The organism is Pseudomonas sp. CFBP 8770 (genome assembly GCF_014841705.1).
Lineage (GTDB): Bacteria > Pseudomonadota > Gammaproteobacteria > Pseudomonadales > Pseudomonadaceae > Aquipseudomonas.
The window spans coordinates 1038631-1057495 of record NZ_JACYUL010000001.1; the positions used below are offsets into that span (position 1 = coordinate 1038631).

Sequence of the window (18865 nt, forward strand, 5' to 3'; positions counted from 1 at the left end):
GAGAAAGGCGGGTTACAGGCTGGAACGCAGGGGGATTTCTTCGCGCATGACCTGGTGGCCTTCTTCGGGGTTGCCGATCATTTCATCGTGGGCATTGCCCTGCACCAGAAACAGCTTGATATCGGCGACACCGGACAGCACCTTGCGCGCTTCCTCCACCGAGGCCACGTGCAGGGTCGCACCCTTGGCATCGGCGACCGGCTGTGACACGCCTTCCAGGATGGCGTGCAGCACGTACGAGCCACCTTCCATGGACACCAGGTTCACTTCGCTGACGTCGCCATTGTTGACGTGACTACTCAATTTATCGATGTTCATGCACGACCTCGAAACGGCGTGATGGACCGGAATGGCCATCGCTCTTGCCTCATGCAGGGTTTGAGGCGGGCCACACCGACGGAGTTCAATCCAGTGGCGGCGTGCGGCCCATGGCTGCAACCGAGGTCAGATCTTCCAGCGCCCGGAGGTCCTGGCCAGCAGTTGCTGCAGTCCATCGAGGTTGTTGACCAATTGCAGGGTCAGCAGGCGATAGCCGATCAGCTCACCGGGTACCACATTGGGCGCGTCGGCATCGACGCTGGCATAGTTGCGCTCGAGCCGTTCGGTGGCGCCGTCGCGCAGCGCGCGGGCCATGCCCACCAGTTGCCGGCGAATGTGTCGGTGTTCGCCGCTCAGGCACTGCTGCAGCTGCGCCATGGCATTGCGGTCGCTGCCGCTGGGGCGCAGGTTGGCGAGGATTTCCAGGGTGCTCAGGCACATGCGGAAGTGGCCCTGGATCGCATCCAGCTCGGTCATGGAAATCTTCACTTCCTTGGATACCGACGGCAGCAGCGAGCGCAGCTGGACCATGTTCGCGTTGAGCTTGGACATCAGCTTCAAGTGCTCGTCGGCCGACACCGGCTGGCCACTGATGATACGGCTATGGATGGTGGCGCAGCCGCGCAGGCCGGTGGCCAGGTTGTAGCGCCATGAATACACCGCGTACAACGGCAGGGCGAACGAGAACGCCAGCGCCAGGGCGATACCGATGAGAATGTCTACGGTGCGCCACAGGCCATCGGTGATCGGATTGTCGCCGTGGCCAGCGACGATGAACAGGGTGATGGCCGAAAGCAGCGCGGTATAGCCGCCCTTGCCGATGGCATGGTAGGCGAAGAATCCACACGCTACCGACATCAGCAGGTAGGTCACCATGGGCATTTCGAAGTAGTTCTGCTGGGCCACCACCGCCAGCCCGAGCGCGGCACCGATGAGCGTGCCGTAGGCACGTTCGACCGATTTCTTGCCGATGTTGCCGTGATGCTGCAGGCCGCCGATCACGATCAGCAGGGTGACCGAAGCCCATTCACCGTGCGGCAGGCTGAAGCCGCTGGTCAGCAGAATGGACACCAGCAGGGCAGCGACGATGCGCGCCGCGTGGATCAGGCGGGCGTGCCGATAACGGCGGTAGGGATCGAGCAATGGTCGCAGGACGCGACGCAACCAGACGGGTAGGGCGATAGATTTGAATGCATTCATCCGTTAAATGACCATGGGTGCCTGGAATAAGTCCGCCACGCAGTTGTCGACTTTGGGCTGGAACCTAAATTGTGTCATGGCCGCGGCCATTTATCTCGTTCAAGGAATGCTTTCGTCGATGCCTGCCTTCTCCCGCCTCAAGACTTTTCTGGGCCAGGCCCGGCGCGCCCTGCAACTGGTGTGGGCGACCTCGCCCGGCCTGTTGCTGGGGCTGGTGCTGGCCACGCTGGCTGCGGGCATCCTGCCGGCGCTGGCCGCCTGGCTGGGCCAGCGCATCGTCGATGCGGTGGTGGCTGCCATGCAGTTGCACCAGCAGACCGGCGCGGCACCCTTGTGGCCGGTGCTGCGCTACGTGCTGATGGAAGCCGGCGTGCTGGCATCGCTGGCGGCGGCGCAGCGCGGCCTCTCGGTGCAGCAGGCGCTGCTGCGGGTGCAACTGGGGCAGAAGGTCAATACGCTGATTCTGGAGAAAGCCCAGACCCTGTCGCTGATGCAGTTCGAGGATTCGGAATTCTACGACAAACTGGTACGGGTACGCCGTGAAGCGTCCACGCGGCCGCTGGCGTTGGTAAGCAAGTCGCTGGGCCTGGTGCAGAACCTGATCTCGCTGATCAGCTTCGGCGTCTTGCTGGTGCATTTCTCGCCTTGGGCGTTAGTGATTCTGGTGGTAGGCGCGTTGCCGGTGTTCTTCGCCGAAGCGCATTTTTCCGGTGACGCATTCCGCCTGTTCAGCCGTCGCGCACCGGAGACGCGCCGGCAGAATTACATCGAAACCTTGCTTTCCCACGAAGGCTATATCAAAGAGGTGAAGCTGTTCGGTTTTGCGCCGTTGTTGCTGCAGCGCTACCGCGACACCTTCACCAAACTGTATACCGAGGACCGCCGGCTGACCTTGCGCCGTGACGGCTGGGGCTTCGTGCTGGGCCTGCTGGGTACGGCGGCGTTCTACCTGGCCTACGGTTGGATCGTCATCGATACGGTGAACGGCCATATCACGCTGGGCCAGATGACCATGTACCTGGTGTTGTTCAAGCAGGGCCAGAGCGCGGTGAGCAGCAGCCTCACGGCGATCGGCGGCTTGTATGAGGACGGCCTCTACCTGGCTGATCTGTATGACTACCTGGCTTACCCGGTGCAGCCTGCGCAGGGCGATATCACCCAGGGTGTGATGCCCGGCGACGGCTTGCGTTGCGAAGGGCTGGGTTTCAGCTATCCCGGCGCGAGCCGCGCGACCCTGCAAGGCATCGACCTGCACCTGGTGCCTGGCAAGAGCCTGGCGCTGGTGGGTGAGAACGGGTCGGGCAAGACCACCTTGATCAAGCTGCTGACGCGTCTGTACCGTCCGGACCAGGGGCGCATCCTGCTCGACGGCAGCGACCTTCAGGAATGGCAGGAAGACGCGCTGCGCCAGCGTATCGGCGTGATTTTCCAGGATTTCATCCGCTATCAGTTCAGTGTCGGGGAAAACCTGGGGGTCGGTGACACGCGCGCGTTCGACGATACGCAACGCTGGCGCGAGGCCGCGGTGCAGGGCACGGCCGAGCCGTTCATCGAGGGTCTGGAGCACGGCTATGCGACGCAGCTGGGGCGCTGGTTCGCGGGCGGTCAGGAGTTGTCCGGCGGGCAATGGCAGAAGTTGGCCTTGTCCCGCGCCTACATGCGCCGCGATGCCGACATCCTGATACTCGATGAGCCCACCGCAGCGCTCGATGCCAGCGCCGAAGCGGCGGTGTTCGAGCATTTTCGCGAGTACGCCCAGGGCCGTATGACACTGTTGATTTCCCATCGCTTTTCCAGCGTGCGCAACGCCGATCATATCGTGGTGCTGGAACAGGGCAGGGTGCTGGAGCGCGGCGATCACGAACAATTGATGGCCCAGCGCGGACGCTACGCCGAACTGTTCGACCTGCAGGCGCGAGGTTATCGCTGACCGGCCCACCGCATCACGCCCTTCGCGGCCGATGACCGCTCCCACAGGGGAAGCGCGGTCACTTGTGGGAGCGGTCTGTGGCCGCGAAGGGTGCGCTGCGGTTTTACCGGTTCACCGCGTGCCATTCCTCGCGGGCAGAGCCCGCTCCCACAGGGGATCTGTGATTCGGTCGCGAGAGCCGCCGTCTATGGCTTGATCCCATGATGCGAGTAGCCCGATGCAAGCGCTTTTGGTTGAAATACTGGATGCCGTCCGCCCCTTGATCGGACAAGGCAAGGTTGCCGATTACATCCCGGCGCTGGCCGATGTGCCTGCGGCGCAGCTGGGCATCGCCGTCTACGGCAACGACGGTGAGGTGTTCAGCGCAGGCGATGCGCACACGCCGTTTTCCATCCAGAGCATCTCCAAGGTGTTCAGCCTGGTCCAGGCGATTGGCCATTCGGGTGAAGATATCTGGCAGCGTCTGGGCCACGAACCCTCCGGACAACCCTTCAATTCCCTGGTGCAGCTGGAGTTCGAACGCGGTCGGCCGCGTAACCCGTTCATCAACGCCGGTGCACTGGTGATCTGCGATATCAATCAGTCGCGCTTCGCCGCACCGGCGCTGTCCATGCGCGATCTGGCGCGACGGCTGTCGGGCAATCCACAGGTGATCGTCGACGGTCGGGTAGCGGAGTCGGAATACCAGCACCGCGCGCGCAACGCTGCCATGGCATACCTGATGAAGTCGTTCGACAATTTCCACAACGATGTCGAGGCCGTGCTGCGCAGCTATTTCAGCCACTGTGCACTGCGCATGGACTGCGTCGACCTGGCTCGCGCGTTCTGCTTCCTGGCCAATGATGGCTACTGCAAGCACAGCGGCGAGCAGGTGTTGAGTCGGCGCCAGACCCAGCAGGTCAACTCGATCATGGCCACCAGCGGTTTGTATGACGAGGCCGGCAACTTCGCCTACCGCGTCGGCTTGCCTGGCAAGAGCGGCGTGGGTGGCGGCATCGTCGCGGTGGTACCAGGGCAGTTTACGGTTTGCGTCTGGTCGCCGGAGCTCAATCCTGCCGGCAATTCCCTGGCCGGCATGGCGGCCCTCGAGCTGCTCAGCGAACGGATCGGCTGGTCGGTCTTCTAGAAGTGCGCGGAGCCCCGGCACCTCCGTAGGAGCGGTCATCGGCCGCGAAGGGCGCGACGCGGTATGCCTGAATGACCGCGCTGCCCTTTTCGCGGCCACAGACCGCTCCCACAGAGCATCCCGGCACCTCCGTAGGACCGATCATCGGCGCGATTAAACAAAATGTGACAGGTTGCGGTGCCCAAGCCTGGCGTTGGCCTTTAAACTGCGGCCCTCTCCAGAGGGCACAATGGCATGAACGATTTTCCGACCCGCCGCCGAGTACTCGCCGGCATGGGCATCCTCGGTCTCGGCGCGCTGGCCGGATGTGGCGACAGCAACAAGCTGTCGTTCAAGCACGGCAAAGACCTGAGCAACGAGATTCTCGGCCGCACGTTCCGGCTCAAGGATCCGCAGGGCAACGAGAAGACCCTGTCCAGCTTCCGCGGCATGATGCCCATGGTCTTCTTCGGCTTCACCCAGTGCCCGGCCGTCTGCCCGACCACGCTTGCGCGGGCGGTCCAGGCCAAGAAGCTGATGGGCCGCGACGGCGACCGCCTGCAGGTGATTTTCATCACCCTGGACCCCGAACGCGACACGCCCGAAGTGCTCGACGCCTACGTCACACTCTTCGACCCCACCTTCGTGGCCTTGCGCGGCACCCTGGAACAAACCGCCGATGTCGCCAAGGAGTTCAAGGTGTTCTTCGAAAAGGTCCCGGTCGGCGACACCTACACCATCTCCCACACCTCGACCAGTTACGTCTTCGACTCCCGCGGCGTACTGCGCCTGGGGTTGTCCCATTCCCTCACCGCACAAGAGTGCGCCGAGGATCTGCTCACCGTAATGGAAGTCTGCTGATGAAACCCGTCGCCAAGAAGAACACCGTCCGCCAACTCGCCACGCTCGTTGCAGCCCTGAGCCTGACTGGCTACGCCATGGCCCAGACCACGGTCGAAGATGCCTGGGCGCGCGCCACCGTGCCGGGGCAACCCGCCACGGGCGCGTTCATGACCCTGAAAGCTGACTCCGACAGTACCCTGATCAGCGTACAGTCGCCTGTCGCCAAAGACACGCAGATCCACCAATCGACCATGAATGGCGATGTCATGAGCATGCTCCCGGTCGACGAAGTCAGCCTGCCAGCAGGCGAACCCGTGGTATTCGATGCCAATGGCTATCACGTGATGCTGATGGGTTTGATAACGCAGGTGAAGGAGGGCGACGCGGTGCCATTGACCTTGAAGATCAAGAACGCACAAGGGGAGGAGGAAACTCTGGAAGTTGAAGCCGTGGCCAGGGCACTGAATGCCCCCGACCACGCTCATGCTCATTGATGCACTGACGCGGGGCTGGTGCCAGCGTCAAACACCTACCATCGGCATCATTTGCCGACGGTCTGACCCAGGAACCAGGCGCGTTCTTCCGCCTGGTCGATCCACTCTTCCAGCAGGCTGGTAGTGGACAGGTCGTTGGCTTCGTCGGTAACGCCGTGGGTGGTACGCATGTAGGCAGCCAGTGACTGGTTGTCGTCATGCAGCTCGGTCAGCATATCTTCTGGCGACAAGTCGGCCACGTCGCTGCTGGCAAGGCGCTTGAGTTGCACCATCTGCTCCAGCGAACGCACGGTTGGCTCACCGATCTTGCGGGCACGCTCGGCGATCACGTCGGTGATGGCGTAGATCTGGGTCGCTTGCTCTTCCAGCAGCAGATGGTAGTCGCGGAAGTGCGACCCTTTCATGTGCCAGTGGTAATTTTTGGTCTTGATGTACAGCGCGAACACGTCAGACAGCAATACTGCCAGTTCCTGACCGACCTGGGCCTGGTTCTGCAAGCTGGCGCCTTCGCCTTTCTCGGCCTTGGCCTTCACGGACGATACGGTCTTGAGTTCCTGTTTCACATTGGCAACGGCCATTTGAAATCTCCTGGTACGGGTTTGCGGGATTGGGTCTGTAACCACTATGGAAATCGACCGCAGCAAAACCGGTATTGCTCAGAGATATTTTCTATCCAGCCGATGAAGTGTCGCTATGACGCCCTGCCTCATGGTTTCAAGGCGTCTGCTGCGGGGAAGCTCAAGATGAAGCTCGTTACGCCCTCAGCGCTATGGACACTGACGCTGCCGCCCACCAGAACCATGATCGACTGCACGATGGCCAAGCCCAGGCCACCTGAGTCTCCCGGTTCCGTGCGCGACGGATCGACGCGAAAGAACCGATCGAACAGTCGGGCCAGATGCTCGGGTGCAATGGTGTCGCCTTCGTTACGCACCGTCAGACGAACGAACCCTGCCTCGTCGTGCCGGCTGAGCAGCACCGTGGTGCCGGGGCGGGCATGGCGGACCGCGTTGGCGAGCAGGTTGCCCAGCGCCCGCTGCAGCAATTGCAGGTCGGTCTGCAGGGTGCCGTGCAGCGCGTGCTGCAGGGCGGCGCCGCGCTCGTCAGCGAGCAGCTGGAAGTAGTCACACAGTTCTTCGCCCAGGTGAGCGAGGTCAATGACCTGCAGGTGCACCGGTCGCTGCCCATGGTCGGCACGTGCCAGAAACAGCAGATTTTCCACCATGCGGTTCAGCCGCTCGTACTCTTCGATGTTAGAGCCGAGCAGTTCCCGGTATTCGTCCACGCTACGAGGCTGGTTGAGTGCCTGGCCGGTGCTGCCCAACAGGGTATGCAGCGGCGTGCGGATTTCATGGGCCAGGTCTGCCGAGAACTGTGACAGCCGTTCGAAGCCCTGTTCGAGCCGCACCAGCATGCCGTTGAGCGCCTGGATCGGCGCCTGCAGCTCAACCGGCGCGGCGGTATCGGCCAGTCGCCGGTGCAGATTGCGCAGATCGATCAACGCCAGCGCGTCGGCCATTTCGCGCAACGGCGTCAGGGCGCGACGCACCAGCAACAGGCCGATGACCCAGGCCAGCAGCGCACCGGCAGCCACCGCCAGGTACAGGCGCAGCCGGTAGCTGGCCAGGATCGCCTCGCGCTCGTGCAGGCGTTTGCCAACCATCACCGTCAAGGCTTCGCCGGCTGGGCCCACAGCGTCGCCGGCCAGCAACGAGGCGCCGTGGTCCAGGCGAATATCGGCCCGGCTCGGCTGCCGAGCCAGACCGATGCGCGGTGGATCGCCCAGTGTCTCGCCGTGGGGGTTGATCTCGAACACCACGCTGCCATCGGCGCGCCGTACGCGCAGCACGCTTTCCTGATTGCCGAGCATGTTCTGATACAGCTGCGGGCGCTGCTGCAGCGCGCCCAGGCTGTCGCTGTCGTGCAGCAGGGTACGCACCTGCTCGAGCCGTCCGAGCAGCGCGATGTCGTCGCGGTAGGCGATCTCGGCCGCCAGCGAGCGGTAGAGAAACACCGCGACCACGCTCATCACCAGCGAGCAGACCACCGCCACGGCCAGCGCCAGTCGCCACGCCAGGGAGTGGCGGCGTTCACTCATCCAGGTGCTCCAGCCGGTAGCCCACGCCACGCACGGTATGAATCAGCTTGGGCATGAACGGGTCGTCGACCTTGGCCCGCAAGCGCCGGACTGCCACTTCCACCATGTTGGTGTCGCTGTCGAAATTCAGTTTCCACACCTGGGATGCAATCAGCGTGCGCGACAGCGCTTCGCCAGGCCGGCCGATCAGCATATGCAGCAGGGCGAATTCCTTGTTGGTCAGGTTGATGCGCTGCCCACCGCGGCTGACCCGGCGGCGCAGCACGTCCACCTCCAGGTCTGCCACCTGGTAGTGCTCGACCTCGCGCACCGCGCCCCGGCGCAGCAACGTCCGTACCCGCGCCAGCAATTCGGCGAAGGCGAACGGCTTCACCAGGTAGTCGTCGGCGCCCAGTTCCAGCCCACGCACACGGTCTTCGATGGCGTCCTTGGCGGTCAGGAACAGCACCGGTGTCGCGCCCTGCTGGCGAATCAGCTTGAGCAACTGCCAGCCGTTCAGGCCGGGCAGCATGACGTCCAGGATCACCAGGTCATACGCCTGCTGTTCGATCAGGTAGCGCCCATCCAGCCCATTGAGCGCCACGTCCACGGCAAAGCCGGACTCACCCAGTCCCTTGGCGAGAAAATTCGCCGTTTTCGCTTCGTCTTCAACCAGCAACACACGCATCGTTCAGCTCCTGTACCCGCGCATAGGCTAGGCCTCCGGCGGCCGATTGCCTATTACAAAGTTGTAATCGCTGCGACGGGGTTCTGTCGTGACCGGGTTGCTAAGGTGCCAGCCACTGATCACGGAGACGCTCGATGAAAGCCCTTTGCATGACATTCACCCTGGCTTGCCTGCTGACCACCCAGGCCCACGCCGCGCTGGCCCAGCACCCAGACCTGGACCTGGCGACCGCGCAGCGGCTGGCCAATGGCAGCGGCTGCATGGCCGCCGTGGCGGTGCTGGACCGTGGCGGCAACCTCGTCGTCCAGCAACGCAGCGATGGCGTTGGCCCGCACAACACCGAGGCCGCGCGGTTGAAAGCGTACACCGCGCTGTCGACCAAGACGCCGACGCGGCTGTTCGCCGAGCGTGCCCGCAACAACCCCGAGGCCGCCAATCTGACCTCGCTGGGGCAATTGCTGCTGCTGGGCGGCGGCGTGCCGGTCTACGAAGGCAAGCAGTTGGTCGGTGCGATCGGCATCGCCGGTGCCGGCGGTGCCGAGCAGGACGAAGCCTGTGCGATCAAGGCCACCGAATCCGTCGGTCTGGCCATTCATTCTTGAAGGAGCAATACACCATGTTGAAGAAAATGCTTTTGGCCGCCAGCCTGGCCTCCCTGTCCAGCCTCGCGATGGCCGCCAACCCTCTGAGCGTGCACGTACTGAACCTGGAAACGGGTGTGCCTTCGGCCGGTATCGAAGTGACCCTGGAGCAGCATTCGGGTAACCAGTGGCAACCGTTGGGGCAGGGTGTGACCAACGAGCAAGGCCGGATCGCCGGCCTCTACCCGGAACAGCGTACCTTTGCGCCCGGTGAATACCGGGTCGTGTTCAAGACCGGCGACTACTACCGCAAGGTCGGGCATGAAACCTTCTTCCCGGAAATCCCGGTGATCTTCGAAGTGAAGAACACCGAGCAGCACTATCACATTCCCTTGCTGCTCAGCCCCTACGGCTTCAGCACCTATCGCGGGTCCTAGTCGCAAGCCGCTGCCGTCATCCTTTCACGGTGCCCGGAAAACTATTGCCCTGTAGATGCGGTCTGTTGCACCAGAGCGAGCGTCGCAGGGCAGGGCGCCGGCACATTGCGCAGGACGATGACGGGTATCAATAGATGAAGCAGCTTGATCTGCAGGTCATACAGCAGGCGCGGGCCTGGCTCGGCCAGGGCCGGGGCGTTTGGCTATGCACGGTATTGTCGACCTACGGTTCGGCCCCACGCGGACCGGGGGCGATGCTGGTCGCGCTGGACAACGGCGAACACTGTGGGTCGCTGTCCGGCGGCTGTGTGGAAGACGACTTTCTGGAGCGTGTCGCTGCTGGTTATTTCACACCGGTCAATCAGGTCGTGCGCTACGGCGACGGCGGCCTGGCGCCGACCATGGCGCTGCCTTGCGGCGGCGTTCTCGACGTACTGGTCGAATACCTCGCGCCTGATGCAGGCACGCTGGAGCATCTGGCGCACATCGAGCAGGCGTTCGCCGGCGGCGAACTGGTGGCGCGGCAGGTGGTGCCCGGCAGTGATCGGCGCAGCATTCGTGCAGGGCACATGGGCGATGCACGGGTACGGGTGAGCGACGACGAAATCTGCATACGCATCGGTGCCGTGCAGCGGCTGATTCTGGCCGGCCTGTCGCCAGTCGCCGAATTCTGCGCCGGGTTCGCCCTGACCCTGGGCTACGAAGTGATCCTCTGCGAGCCGCGTCCCGAAGTGCTGGCCCGTTTCGACCTGCCCGGCGTGCAAGTGCATGAAGTATTGCCTGCGGTGTTCATCGCCGAGGGCGGCTGTCATTCGGCAACCGCAGTGGTGGCGTTGACCCATGACCCTCGACTCGATGACCTGACCCTGCTCGAGGCCGTGCGCACACCGGCTTTCTATATCGGTGCCATGGGCTCGATGCGCACCAGCGAGAAGCGCTTCGAGCGTCTCGAGCGCATTGGTGGGTTGGACGCGACCACCCAGCAGCGTATCCACGCACCGATCGGCCTGAACCTGGGCAGCAAGACGCCTGCCGAGATTGCCCTGGCCGTCATGGCGGATATCCTGCGCGTGGCCAACGGAATCGACCGGCAACGCCTATGATCGCTTGGCGGGTGCCTGGAAGCCCTTGAGCCGCAGCGCATTGGCCAGCACGAACATCGATGACAGGGCCATGGCACCTGCCGCGAACTGCGGCGACAGGGTCAGCCCGCTGACCGGGTACAACAGCCCCGCAGCCACCGGAATCAGCGCCGCGTTGTAGGCGAAGGCCCAGAACAGGTTCTGGCGGATGTTGTTCAGGGTCGCCTTCGACAGCGCAATGGCCGTGGCCACCGCACCGAGGTCATCCGACATCAGCACCACATCCGCAGCCTCGATGGCGATGTCCGTGCCGCTGCCCACCGCAATGCCGACATCGGCCTGGGCCAGTGCCGGTGCATCATTGATGCCGTCACCCACGTAGACCGTGAGGCCGTACTCGCGCTGCAATGCTTGCACAGCGGCCACCTTGCCTTCTGGCAGAACCTGCGCCACCACCTGATCGATACCCAATTGGGTAGCGATGGCCTGGGCGGTGCGGCGGTCGTCCCCGGAGATCATCGCCACTGTCAGGCCGAGCCGGTGCAGGGTCTGGATGGCCGCCGAGGTGGTCGACTTGAGCGGATCTGCCACGGCGATCATCGCGGCCAGTTGGCCGTCCACCGCCGCATACAACGGGCTCTTGCCCTGTTCGGCCAGCGTCTGCGCTGCACTGGCAAAGGGCGCTGTGTCCACCCCCAGTTGCGTCATGTAGCGTTCGGCACCGATGGCCACGTCCTGTGCGCCGACCGTTGCGCGAACGCCATGCCCGGTGTGTGCCTGGAAATCCCGCGCCTCGGGCCAGTCGAGCTGAGCGTCCTGCGCCGCCGTCACGATGGCCCGTGCCAACGGGTGCTCGGAAAGCGCTTCCACCGCTGCGAGCAAAGGCAATAGCTGCTCGCGGGTGAAGTTGGGGAGCAGTTGCAGGTCGGTAAGACGCGGTTGGCCTTCGGTGAGCGTGCCGGTCTTGTCCAGTGCCACGACACGCGCGCGGCTCAGCTGCTGCAATGCTTCGCCCTTGCGCAACAGAATGCCCAACTCGGCGCCACGGCCGGTGCCGACCATGATCGAGGTGGGCGTGGCCAAGCCCATCGCACACGGACAGGCGATGATCAGGACCGCAACCGCGTGCACCAGCGCCATGCCCAGGGCTGGCGTCGGACCAAGCCAGTACCAACCGATGAAAGTGGCCAGCGCCAGCACCATGACCACCGGCACGAACCATAATGTCACCCGGTCCACCAAGGCCTGGATCGGCAACTTGCTGCCCTGGGCCTGTTCGACCATGGCGACGATCCGCGCCAGCATGCTGGCGCTGCCCAAGGCGGTCGCCTGGACCCGCAGTGTGCCGTTCTGGTTGAGGGTGCCGCCGACCACGTGGTCGCCGGTCTGCTTGCGCACCGGCATGGGTTCGCCGGTGAGCATCGACTCGTCGACGAAGCTGTCGCCGGCGAGCACGGCGCCGTCCACGGCAATCCGCTCGCCGGGTCGAACCTGCACCACGTCGCCTTGTATCAATTGTTCCAGCGCAATTTCGATCAAGCCCGCCTGGCGTTGCACGTAGGCAGTCTGTGGCTGGAGCCTGAGCAGGCGCTTGATGGCTTGGGACGTGCGGCCCCTGGCGCGCGCTTCGAGGGTGCGGCCCAGCAGGATCAGGCAGATGATCACGCACACCGCTTCGTAATAGACGGCGGCCGTGGCGCTGGGCAGCAGGTGCGGGGCGAACGTGGCCACCAGAGAAAAGCCGTAGGCGGCGAGGGTGCCCACCGCCACCAGCGAGTTCATGTCCGGCGCACCGCGCAGCAACGCCACGGTGCCATTGAGGTAGAAACGTTTGGCGCAGGTGATCAGCACCAGCGTGGTCAGGGCGAACTGCATGACCCAGTTATCCTGTTGGCTGAGGTGTTGTTCGATCCAGGCGTGGACGCCCGGTATCAAGTGCGCACCCATTTCCACTATCACCACGGGCAGTGACAGCACCACCGACCAACGCAGGTCGCGTCGCAGACGCGCGGCGTCCTGCTGGCTTTCCTGAGTGGCCTGCGCCATGGCGTCTTCAGTGCGTTCAAGCGGCCTGGCGCTGTAGCCGGCCTTGTCGATGGCGGCGATCAGGGCCTGCGCGTCCATGCTGCTGCCTTCGACCCGAGCGCGCTCGGTGGCCAGGTTGACCGCCGCTGCCGTCACACCCGGCACCTTGAGCAGGGTGCGCTCGACCCGACCCACGCACGATGCGCAGGTCATGCCGTGGATACCCAGCTCGATCACACCTTCGTTTGCAGCCATGCTGCGTTCCTCCTTCCAGCCTGTACCTCGACTCTGACCCTTCCCACCATGGGAAGGTCAAGCCCCCGCTCGCGCGCGCTCCATGTGGGAGCGGGCTCTGCCCGCGAAGGCCACACCGCGTTCCACCAAGCACAACGCACCAGGCCCTTCGCGGCCGATGACCGCTCCCACGGATATTTACGAACTCATGTAGGAGCGGTCCGTGGCCGCGAAAAGAGCACCGCGGTGCATCAGGCACACCGCGCCAGGCCCTTCGCTGCCAATGACCGCTCCTACGGGTGACGGCAGTCGCGCAGCGGCGGTGAAAATGGCAGCATGGCTGCACAAGAACTGGAGAACCGCCATGAAGATCGTCATCGCCCCTGACTCATTCAAAGACAGCCTGAGCGCCGCCGACGTTGCCTCGGCCATCGCCCGGGGCTTGCGCCAAGCCCTGCCGGACGCGCAGCTCGTCGAGCGGCCGATGGCCGATGGCGGTGAAGGCACCATGCAAGCCATTATGGCGGCGTGCCAAGGCGAACTGCGTAGCCTCACCGTCGAAGGCCCCTTGGGCGAGCCCGCCCAGGCCCGTTGGGGCTGGTTGCCCGATGAGCGTACCGCCGTCATCGAAATGGCCGAAGCCAGCGGGCTGCAACTGCTCCAGCGGCAGCAACGCGACGCCTGCAACAGCAGCACGTATGGCACTGGCCAACTGATCGCGGCGGCTATCGAGGCCGGTGCACGGCGCATCATCCTCGCCATCGGCGGCAGTGCCACCAACGATGCCGGCACCGGCATGCTCTGCGCGCTCGGTCTGCGCCTGACCGACGCACAGGGCAGTGAATTGCCCCGCGGCGGACTGGCCCTGGCACAAGTAGCCAAGGTCGACGCCAGCGGGCTCGACCCACGTCTGGCCGATGTGCAGTTCGAAGTCGCCGCAGATGTCGACAATCCGCTGTGCGGGCCCCACGGCGCCTCGCACATTTTCGGCCCGCAAAAAGGCGCCACCGCCGAACAGGTGCTGGCGCTGGACAAGGCTTTGGGTCATTTCGCCGACCGTTGCGTCCCGGTGCTGGGCCAGGACTGCCGTGATGCGCCTGGTTGCGGCGCGGCGGGCGGCATGGGCTTCGCGGCCAAGGCCTTTCTCGGCGCCTCGTTCCGCCCAGGGGTCGAAGTGGTAGCGCAACTGGTGGGCCTGGCCGATGCCGTCACCGGCGCCGACCTGGTAATTACCGGCGAGGGGCGTTTCGATGCCCAGACCTTGCGCGGCAAGACGCCCTTCGGCGTGGCCCGCGTTGCGCGCGCTGCGGGTGTCCCGGTGGTCGTCCTGGCGGGCACGCTGGGCGAGGGCTACCAGGACCTGTACGCCCATGGCATCAATGCCGCGTTTTCCCTAGCGTCCGGTCCGATGACCCTGGAGCAGGCATGCGCCGACGCCGGTGCGCTGCTCAGCGATCGCGCCCGCGATATCGCCCTGCTTTGGCAGCTGCGCGGTTAGCACGCACGCGCCCCGTGGGTCAGTCGCGCTCGCGCATGAAGAAGCCCGCCACGTACTTGCGGAAGGTCTCCAGGCTTTTGAAGTCGGCCAGGCGCTTGAAGGTTTCGGAACTAGGCTCCGGCCCCAGCGGCTCCTTCATCAGCGAAACCGAAAGGACCCGGTCCAAGTCCGAGCTGAGCACCAGTTCGTCCATCACCATGGCGCCGATCACCGGTCGGCGCATCACGACCTTGACGCCTTTGCTGGCCATCCAGTCGATCAGCGACACCAGCATCTTCAACGCTTCGCGCTCCTCGTCGCGGAACACCGGGAACAGATGCCCGCGGGTCAGCACCGGCACCGTCGCCACATGGACCATTTCATAGAACTGGCTACCGGCGGTCGCTGGTGAGTACAGGGCCAGGGCCAGCAGCGGCCCACTGCTGCGCGCGCCACCCCACAGTAGATGATGGCCCTGGAAATCGAAGCCGGCGTTGCTGCGATCGGTCATCACCTTGCGCCCGACCACGTCGGACACGCAGTCGAGCAGCAGCCCGTAGCGGCGCTGACCGATGAACGCAGTGGAATCCTTCAGGCGTCCCTTGAGCATCATCATGTGCTTCATGTCGATGCGGGTTTCCAGATAGTTGCTCGCCGGCACCCGGTCGATCAGCGGATAGCGTGTGGCCACTTCGCGCAGGTCGGCGAACTGGCGGGTCAGATCCTTCTTTAGATGCGTGGCGTACACATTGAGTCCGGAGGCTTCGATAAAGGTCAGCAGCAACGAGAGCAATCGGTGCTGCTCGCGCCGCTGACTTGCCACCGCGGCGGTGCCAGGCGTGCCGGGCATGGCCGGGGCACGGAAATCGCCAATCAGCTTCAGCGGGACATCGGGGGGCAGCCAGGCAGCCGGCAATGGCCCTTCATCCTCGCGCCCAGGCGCACTGTCGCGCTCGTCATGGATGAAGGGGCAGCCCTCGGCATGCTCGGCCGTGCCGGGATTGTTTTTCAAAAACAGCGTGCCGGTACTGCTGTTGAGCGTCACGTTCATCACCGGCAACGTACCGGGTCGGCAATCGCACGCCAGCCACTGGCCCTGGGTGCGCACCTTCATCAACCATTGATTGGCCTGCAACAGCTTCGGCCCTTCGCTGCGGCCTTCGGCGAATTCTGTCACCAACTGCTGTTCGGCAGGGGTCAGGGCGCGTACTGGCGCGCCGGTTTTTTCGATGATTCTCATGACGCTGCAAACGCCCCTTCAATGAACGGATTCAGGCCGGGCTGGCCACCATGGGACAACGTTCGCGCAGCATGTTTCCATTGCTCGTGCCGCGCCCGAGCCTAGTGCCAGGGCATGATCGATGCGACCCGATCGGCCGCATGAACGAATGCACTAACGGCTTGCCGCGCACTCGAACGACCGCTACCGTTGTAGCCCCAGCCCACTGACAGGAGCCATCACATGGCAAGCACGCAAGCGAGCATCGACATTCCGGCATCGGCCGATCAGGTCTGGAATCTGGTCGCCGGATTCAACTCCCTGGCCGACTGGCTGCCCATGATCCAGCACAGCGAAGCCCAGGAAAACGGCCGTCTGCGTCACCTGACAACGGTGGACGGTACCGTCATCATCGAGCGGCTGGAGACTTACGACAACGCCGCGCGCACCTACAGCTATTCGATCACCGAAGGTCCCTTTCCGGTGAGCGATTACCTGGCGACGCTCCAGGTCATCGAAGTGGACGCCGGCAACTGCCGCGTGGAGTGGGGCGGTCGCTTCACCCCGGTCGGCATGAGTGATGCCGAGGCGGTCGAAATCTTCGACGGTGTCTATCAAGGTGGCCTGCAGGCACTGCGCGGTAACTTCTGATCGAACCGGGCGGGTAAGGGCGGACGGGTCAGGTACCGACGCGGATGCTAGAATGGCGAGCGTCCCCCCTGGCACTCAAGGATCCCCACGGTTTGTCTGATCTGCAGAACCCTCTGTTGCAATACCTCGCGCGGCTGATGCCGTCCAGCCGCACGACCATGCAATACGTATTGCAAGATGCCGCCGACCGGCTGGGCTTCGATGAGGTCGACATTCGCGAGGTGCCTTGGCACTGCCTCGAACCCGGGCACGTTACCTCGCTGGTGGCCGCTCTGCGCGAAGATGGCTACGCCCCCAATACCACCTCGCTTTACGTCAATGCGGTGCGTGGGGTAATGAACGAGGCATGGCGGCTGAGCCTGATCGACCAGGATCACCTGCTCAAGATTCGCTCGGTCAAGCCCATGCAGGGCACTCGCCTGGGCAACGGCCGCAACCTCAAGCGCAGCCTGATCCGCGACCTGATGGAGGTCTGTGCCAACGATCCGCGGCCGCAGGGTCTGCGCGATGCCGCCGTCATCGCTATTTTGTATGGCTCGGGCATGCGCAAGTCGGAGTCGGTCAACCTCGGCCTGGCCCAGGTCGACTTCAGCGAGCGCAGCCTGCGCGTGACCGGCAAGGGCAACAAGGAACTGATCAAATACGCACCCAGCTGGGCATTTGCGCATCTGCAGACCTGGCTGGCGTTTCGCCGCAGCCAGCTTCCCGCAGGGCAGGCCGATGACGACTTTCTCTTCAACCGCATTCGTCGCGGCGCGCACATCACCCGCGAGCGCATCACCAAGCACGCCATCTACTACATCGCCCGACAACGCGGCGCCCAGGTGGGCGTGAAGATCATGCCTCACGATTTCCGTCGCTCGTTCATCACCCGGGTGATCGAAGAGCACGACCTGTCGATTGCCCAGAAGCTGGCCCACCACACCAATATCCAGACCACCGCGGCCTACGACATGCGCGACGACAACGAGCGTCGCCGCGCCGTGGACCGCTTCGACCTTTGAGCCCGTACCGGGTCGACGGCTCGCTCCTGCTCAAGGACGGGCCACTGGCCCCGCAGGCAAAAACCAGTTCAGCAGCAGTGCGCAGATACCGCCAGTGGCCACGCCCGACTCCAGCACATTGCGCAACGCGCCCGGCATGTGGGCGAGGAACTCTGGCACCTGGGCCACACCCAGGCCGAGGGCGAGCGATACGGCGATGATCAACAGCGCCCGGCGATCGAGCTCGACGCTGGCAAGGATATTGATGCCCGATGCGGCCACCGCGCCGAACATCACCATGGCAGCGCCACCCAGTACCGGTTCGGGCACCGCCTGGATCACCCCGGCAACCGTCGGGAACAGGCCAAGCAGAATCAGCATCCCGGCGATCCACACGCCGATGTGGCGGCTGGCGATGCCGGTCAGCTGAATCACCCCGTTGTTCTGCGCGAAGATGGAGCTGGGGAAGGTATTGAAGAATCCGGCCAACAGAGAGTTGGTGCCGTTGACCAGCACGCCGCCCTTGATGCGCTGCATCCACAGAGGGCCCTCTACTGGCTGACGCGATACCTTGCTGGTCGCGGTCACGTCACCGATCGCTTCCAGCGAAGTCACCAGGTAGATGACCAGCATCGGAATGAACAACGCCCAGGAGAAGCCAAGGCCGAAGTGCAGCGGCACGGGCACCTGGAATACGGCGGCCTGGTGCATGCCGGTGAAATCCAGTCGACCCAGGTAACCGGCCAGCGCGTAGCCCATGGCCAGGGCAATGACGATGGCGGCGCTGCGCATCCAGGTCACCGGAATGCGATTGAGCACCACGATGATCGCCAGTACCAGGCCGGAAAGCATGAGGTTTTCGCCGTTGGCGAACGTGCCGTTGGCCATGGCGCCGAACCCGCCGCCCATGCTGATCAGACCGACCTTGATCAAGGTCAGGCCGATCATCAATACGACGATACCCGTCACCAGCGGCGTGATCAGCCGTTTGACGAAGGGCAGGATCCGCGAAATACCGATTTCAACGAACGACCCTGCGATGACCACGCCGAAGATCGCCGCCATCACAGCTTCCACTGGTGTGCCTTGCTGCACCATCAGTGCGCCACCGGCAATCAGCGGTCCGACGAAATTGAAACTGGTGCCCTGCACGATCAGCAGACCCGCGCCGAACGGGCCGATGCGCCGGCACTGGACGAAGGTGGCAATGCCGGAAATGACCAGCGACATCGAAACGATCATGTTTGTATCACGGGCGCTGACGCCCAGTGCCTGGCAGATCAGCAGGCCGGGCGTGACGATTGGTACGATGATGGCAAGCAGGTGCTGCAACGCGGCGAGCAAGCCCAGCAGCGGCCGAGGGCGGTCTTCCAGGCCCAGAATCAGTTCGTCGCTGGGAGGCTGTGGGGTGCTCATGGCAAGGGCTCCTGAGAAAGAGCGCAAAGGCTCGGGCAATAAGAGCGCGAGGGCTCAATCGAAAGGAGCGCGATTCTACGGCGCGGCGCGCATGGGGCAAACCGG

At 64.0% G+C, this 18865-nt stretch carries 18 protein-coding genes; 10 read left to right on the plus strand and 8 right to left on the minus strand.

Annotated elements, in window-relative coordinates; genetic code table 11:
• Window positions 1-12: 12 nt before the first annotated feature.
• Together IFT98_RS04480 and IFT98_RS04485 are read right to left on the minus strand one after the other, a co-directional pair.
• A complete protein-coding gene (locus IFT98_RS04480) occupies window positions 13-318 on the minus strand; it encodes a DUF6482 family protein (RefSeq protein ID WP_122715265.1) in 306 nt (101 codons plus the stop codon).
• 126 nt (window positions 319-444) lie between these two features.
• Window positions 445-1518 carry an FUSC family protein gene (locus tag IFT98_RS04485; RefSeq protein WP_192047154.1) on the minus strand — a complete coding sequence of 358 codons (1074 nt, stop codon included), beginning with the start codon at window positions 1516-1518 and terminating at the stop codon, window positions 445-447.
• A 118-nt stretch (window positions 1519-1636) separates the two neighbouring features.
• Here IFT98_RS04485 and IFT98_RS04490 point away from each other — a divergent pair, with 118 nt between their 5' ends.
• The 4 genes from IFT98_RS04490 (at window position 1637) to IFT98_RS04505 (ending at window position 5890) form a co-directional block, all read left to right on the plus strand.
• Window positions 1637-3448 (plus strand): ABC transporter ATP-binding protein, encoded by a 1812-nt coding sequence (locus IFT98_RS04490; RefSeq protein ID WP_192047153.1) that lies wholly within the window; start codon window positions 1637-1639, stop codon window positions 3446-3448.
• A gap of 217 nt (window positions 3449-3665) precedes the next feature.
• Window positions 3666-4574 (plus strand): glutaminase B, encoded by a 909-nt coding sequence (gene glsB, locus IFT98_RS04495; protein WP_122476984.1) that lies wholly within the window; start codon window positions 3666-3668, stop codon window positions 4572-4574.
• A 234-nt stretch (window positions 4575-4808) separates the two neighbouring features.
• Window positions 4809-5414: an SCO family protein gene (locus tag IFT98_RS04500; RefSeq protein WP_192047152.1), complete on the plus strand. Its 606-nt coding sequence runs from the start codon at window positions 4809-4811 to the stop codon at window positions 5412-5414.
• A complete protein-coding gene (locus tag IFT98_RS04505; protein WP_446730809.1) occupies window positions 5411-5890 on the plus strand; it encodes a copper chaperone PCu(A)C in 480 nt (159 codons plus the stop codon). The genes IFT98_RS04500 and IFT98_RS04505 overlap by 4 nt, the downstream gene beginning before the upstream one ends.
• 47 nt (window positions 5891-5937) lie before the next feature.
• On the opposite strand, the gene IFT98_RS04510 is transcribed toward IFT98_RS04505, so the two are convergent.
• From IFT98_RS04510 to IFT98_RS04520, 3 genes are all read right to left on the minus strand, one after another.
• Entirely contained in the window at window positions 5938-6468 is a 531-nt protein-coding gene (locus tag IFT98_RS04510) for a Dps family protein (RefSeq protein WP_192047150.1), read from the minus strand.
• Window positions 6469-6596: 128 nt separating this feature from the next.
• Window positions 6597-7988 carry a heavy metal sensor histidine kinase gene (locus IFT98_RS04515; RefSeq protein ID WP_192047149.1) on the minus strand — a complete coding sequence of 464 codons (1392 nt, stop codon included), beginning with the start codon at window positions 7986-7988 and terminating at the stop codon, window positions 6597-6599.
• Window positions 7981-8655 carry a heavy metal response regulator transcription factor gene (locus tag IFT98_RS04520; protein ID WP_192047148.1) on the minus strand — a complete coding sequence of 225 codons (675 nt, stop codon included), beginning with the start codon at window positions 8653-8655 and terminating at the stop codon, window positions 7981-7983. The genes IFT98_RS04515 and IFT98_RS04520 overlap by 8 nt, the downstream gene beginning before the upstream one ends.
• 134 nt (window positions 8656-8789) lie before the next feature.
• Here IFT98_RS04520 and IFT98_RS04525 point away from each other — a divergent pair, with 134 nt between their 5' ends.
• The 3 genes from IFT98_RS04525 to IFT98_RS04535 all read left to right on the plus strand — a co-directional run bounded on the left by IFT98_RS04525 (window position 8790) and on the right by IFT98_RS04535 (window position 10776).
• Entirely contained in the window at window positions 8790-9257 is a 468-nt protein-coding gene (locus IFT98_RS04525) for a heme-binding protein (RefSeq protein ID WP_192047147.1), read from the plus strand.
• 14 nt (window positions 9258-9271) lie between these two features.
• Window positions 9272-9673, plus strand: coding sequence for a hydroxyisourate hydrolase (gene uraH, locus IFT98_RS04530; protein ID WP_122797714.1), 402 nt, complete (start codon window positions 9272-9274; stop codon window positions 9671-9673).
• A 134-nt stretch (window positions 9674-9807) separates the two neighbouring features.
• Window positions 9808-10776 (plus strand): XdhC family protein, encoded by a 969-nt coding sequence (locus tag IFT98_RS04535; RefSeq protein ID WP_192047146.1) that lies wholly within the window; start codon window positions 9808-9810, stop codon window positions 10774-10776.
• On the opposite strand, the gene IFT98_RS04540 is transcribed toward IFT98_RS04535, so the two are convergent.
• Window positions 10771-13035, minus strand: a complete 2265-nt coding sequence (locus tag IFT98_RS04540) for a heavy metal translocating P-type ATPase (protein ID WP_192047145.1) — start codon at window positions 13033-13035, stop codon at window positions 10771-10773. The two genes, IFT98_RS04535 and IFT98_RS04540, sit on opposite strands and share 6 nt — an antisense overlap.
• A gap of 343 nt (window positions 13036-13378) precedes the next feature.
• Here IFT98_RS04540 and IFT98_RS04545 point away from each other — a divergent pair, with 343 nt between their 5' ends.
• Window positions 13379-14512, plus strand: a complete 1134-nt coding sequence (locus IFT98_RS04545) for a glycerate kinase (protein ID WP_192047144.1) — start codon at window positions 13379-13381, stop codon at window positions 14510-14512.
• A gap of 19 nt (window positions 14513-14531) precedes the next feature.
• Here the strand turns inward: IFT98_RS04545 and IFT98_RS04550 are convergent, their stop codons facing one another.
• Window positions 14532-15731 (minus strand): hypothetical protein, encoded by a 1200-nt coding sequence (locus tag IFT98_RS04550; RefSeq protein WP_192047143.1) that lies wholly within the window; start codon window positions 15729-15731, stop codon window positions 14532-14534.
• A 222-nt stretch (window positions 15732-15953) separates the two neighbouring features.
• Between IFT98_RS04550 and IFT98_RS04555 the strand changes: the two genes are divergently transcribed.
• Both IFT98_RS04555 and IFT98_RS04560 read left to right on the plus strand, forming a co-directional pair.
• Window positions 15954-16361 (plus strand): SRPBCC family protein, encoded by a 408-nt coding sequence (locus IFT98_RS04555; RefSeq protein WP_192047142.1) that lies wholly within the window; start codon window positions 15954-15956, stop codon window positions 16359-16361.
• Between the two features lie 44 nt (window positions 16362-16405).
• Window positions 16406-17365, plus strand: a complete 960-nt coding sequence (locus IFT98_RS04560; protein ID WP_192047141.1) for a site-specific integrase — start codon at window positions 16406-16408, stop codon at window positions 17363-17365.
• Window positions 17366-17395: 30 nt separating this feature from the next.
• Here the strand turns inward: IFT98_RS04560 and IFT98_RS04565 are convergent, their stop codons facing one another.
• Window positions 17396-18760 carry a nucleobase:cation symporter-2 family protein gene (locus IFT98_RS04565; RefSeq protein ID WP_192047140.1) on the minus strand — a complete coding sequence of 455 codons (1365 nt, stop codon included), beginning with the start codon at window positions 18758-18760 and terminating at the stop codon, window positions 17396-17398.
• Window positions 18761-18865 lie beyond the last annotated feature (105 nt).

Bases quoted from the DNA above. Each gene is read 5' to 3' on its own strand.
- IFT98_RS04520 (WP_192047148.1), bottom strand. From the start codon at position 8,655: ATGCGTGTGTTGCTGGTTGAAGACGAAGCGAAAACGGCGAATTTTCTC.
- IFT98_RS04485 (WP_192047154.1), bottom strand. From the start codon at position 1,518: ATGAATGCATTCAAATCTATCGCCCTACCCGTCTGGTTGCGTCGCGTC.
- IFT98_RS04555 (WP_192047142.1), top strand. From the start codon at position 15,954: ATGGCAAGCACGCAAGCGAGCATCGACATTCCGGCATCGGCCGATCAG.
- IFT98_RS04515 (WP_192047149.1), bottom strand. From the start codon at position 7,988: ATGAGTGAACGCCGCCACTCCCTGGCGTGGCGACTGGCGCTGGCCGTG.
- IFT98_RS04535 (WP_192047146.1), top strand. From the start codon at position 9,808: ATGAAGCAGCTTGATCTGCAGGTCATACAGCAGGCGCGGGCCTGGCTC.
- IFT98_RS04545 (WP_192047144.1), top strand. From the start codon at position 13,379: ATGAAGATCGTCATCGCCCCTGACTCATTCAAAGACAGCCTGAGCGCC.
- IFT98_RS04490 (WP_192047153.1), top strand. From the start codon at position 1,637: ATGCCTGCCTTCTCCCGCCTCAAGACTTTTCTGGGCCAGGCCCGGCGC.
- uraH (WP_122797714.1), top strand. From the start codon at position 9,272: ATGTTGAAGAAAATGCTTTTGGCCGCCAGCCTGGCCTCCCTGTCCAGC.
- IFT98_RS04480 (WP_122715265.1), bottom strand. From the start codon at position 318: ATGAACATCGATAAATTGAGTAGTCACGTCAACAATGGCGACGTCAGC.
- IFT98_RS04510 (WP_192047150.1), bottom strand. From the start codon at position 6,468: ATGGCCGTTGCCAATGTGAAACAGGAACTCAAGACCGTATCGTCCGTG.
- IFT98_RS04550 (WP_192047143.1), bottom strand. From the start codon at position 15,731: ATGAGAATCATCGAAAAAACCGGCGCGCCAGTACGCGCCCTGACCCCT.
- IFT98_RS04540 (WP_192047145.1), bottom strand. From the start codon at position 13,035: ATGGCTGCAAACGAAGGTGTGATCGAGCTGGGTATCCACGGCATGACC.
- IFT98_RS04565 (WP_192047140.1), bottom strand. From the start codon at position 18,760: ATGAGCACCCCACAGCCTCCCAGCGACGAACTGATTCTGGGCCTGGAA.
- glsB (WP_122476984.1), top strand. From the start codon at position 3,666: ATGCAAGCGCTTTTGGTTGAAATACTGGATGCCGTCCGCCCCTTGATC.
- IFT98_RS04500 (WP_192047152.1), top strand. From the start codon at position 4,809: ATGAACGATTTTCCGACCCGCCGCCGAGTACTCGCCGGCATGGGCATC.
- IFT98_RS04560 (WP_192047141.1), top strand. From the start codon at position 16,406: ATGCTAGAATGGCGAGCGTCCCCCCTGGCACTCAAGGATCCCCACGGT.
- IFT98_RS04525 (WP_192047147.1), top strand. From the start codon at position 8,790: ATGAAAGCCCTTTGCATGACATTCACCCTGGCTTGCCTGCTGACCACC.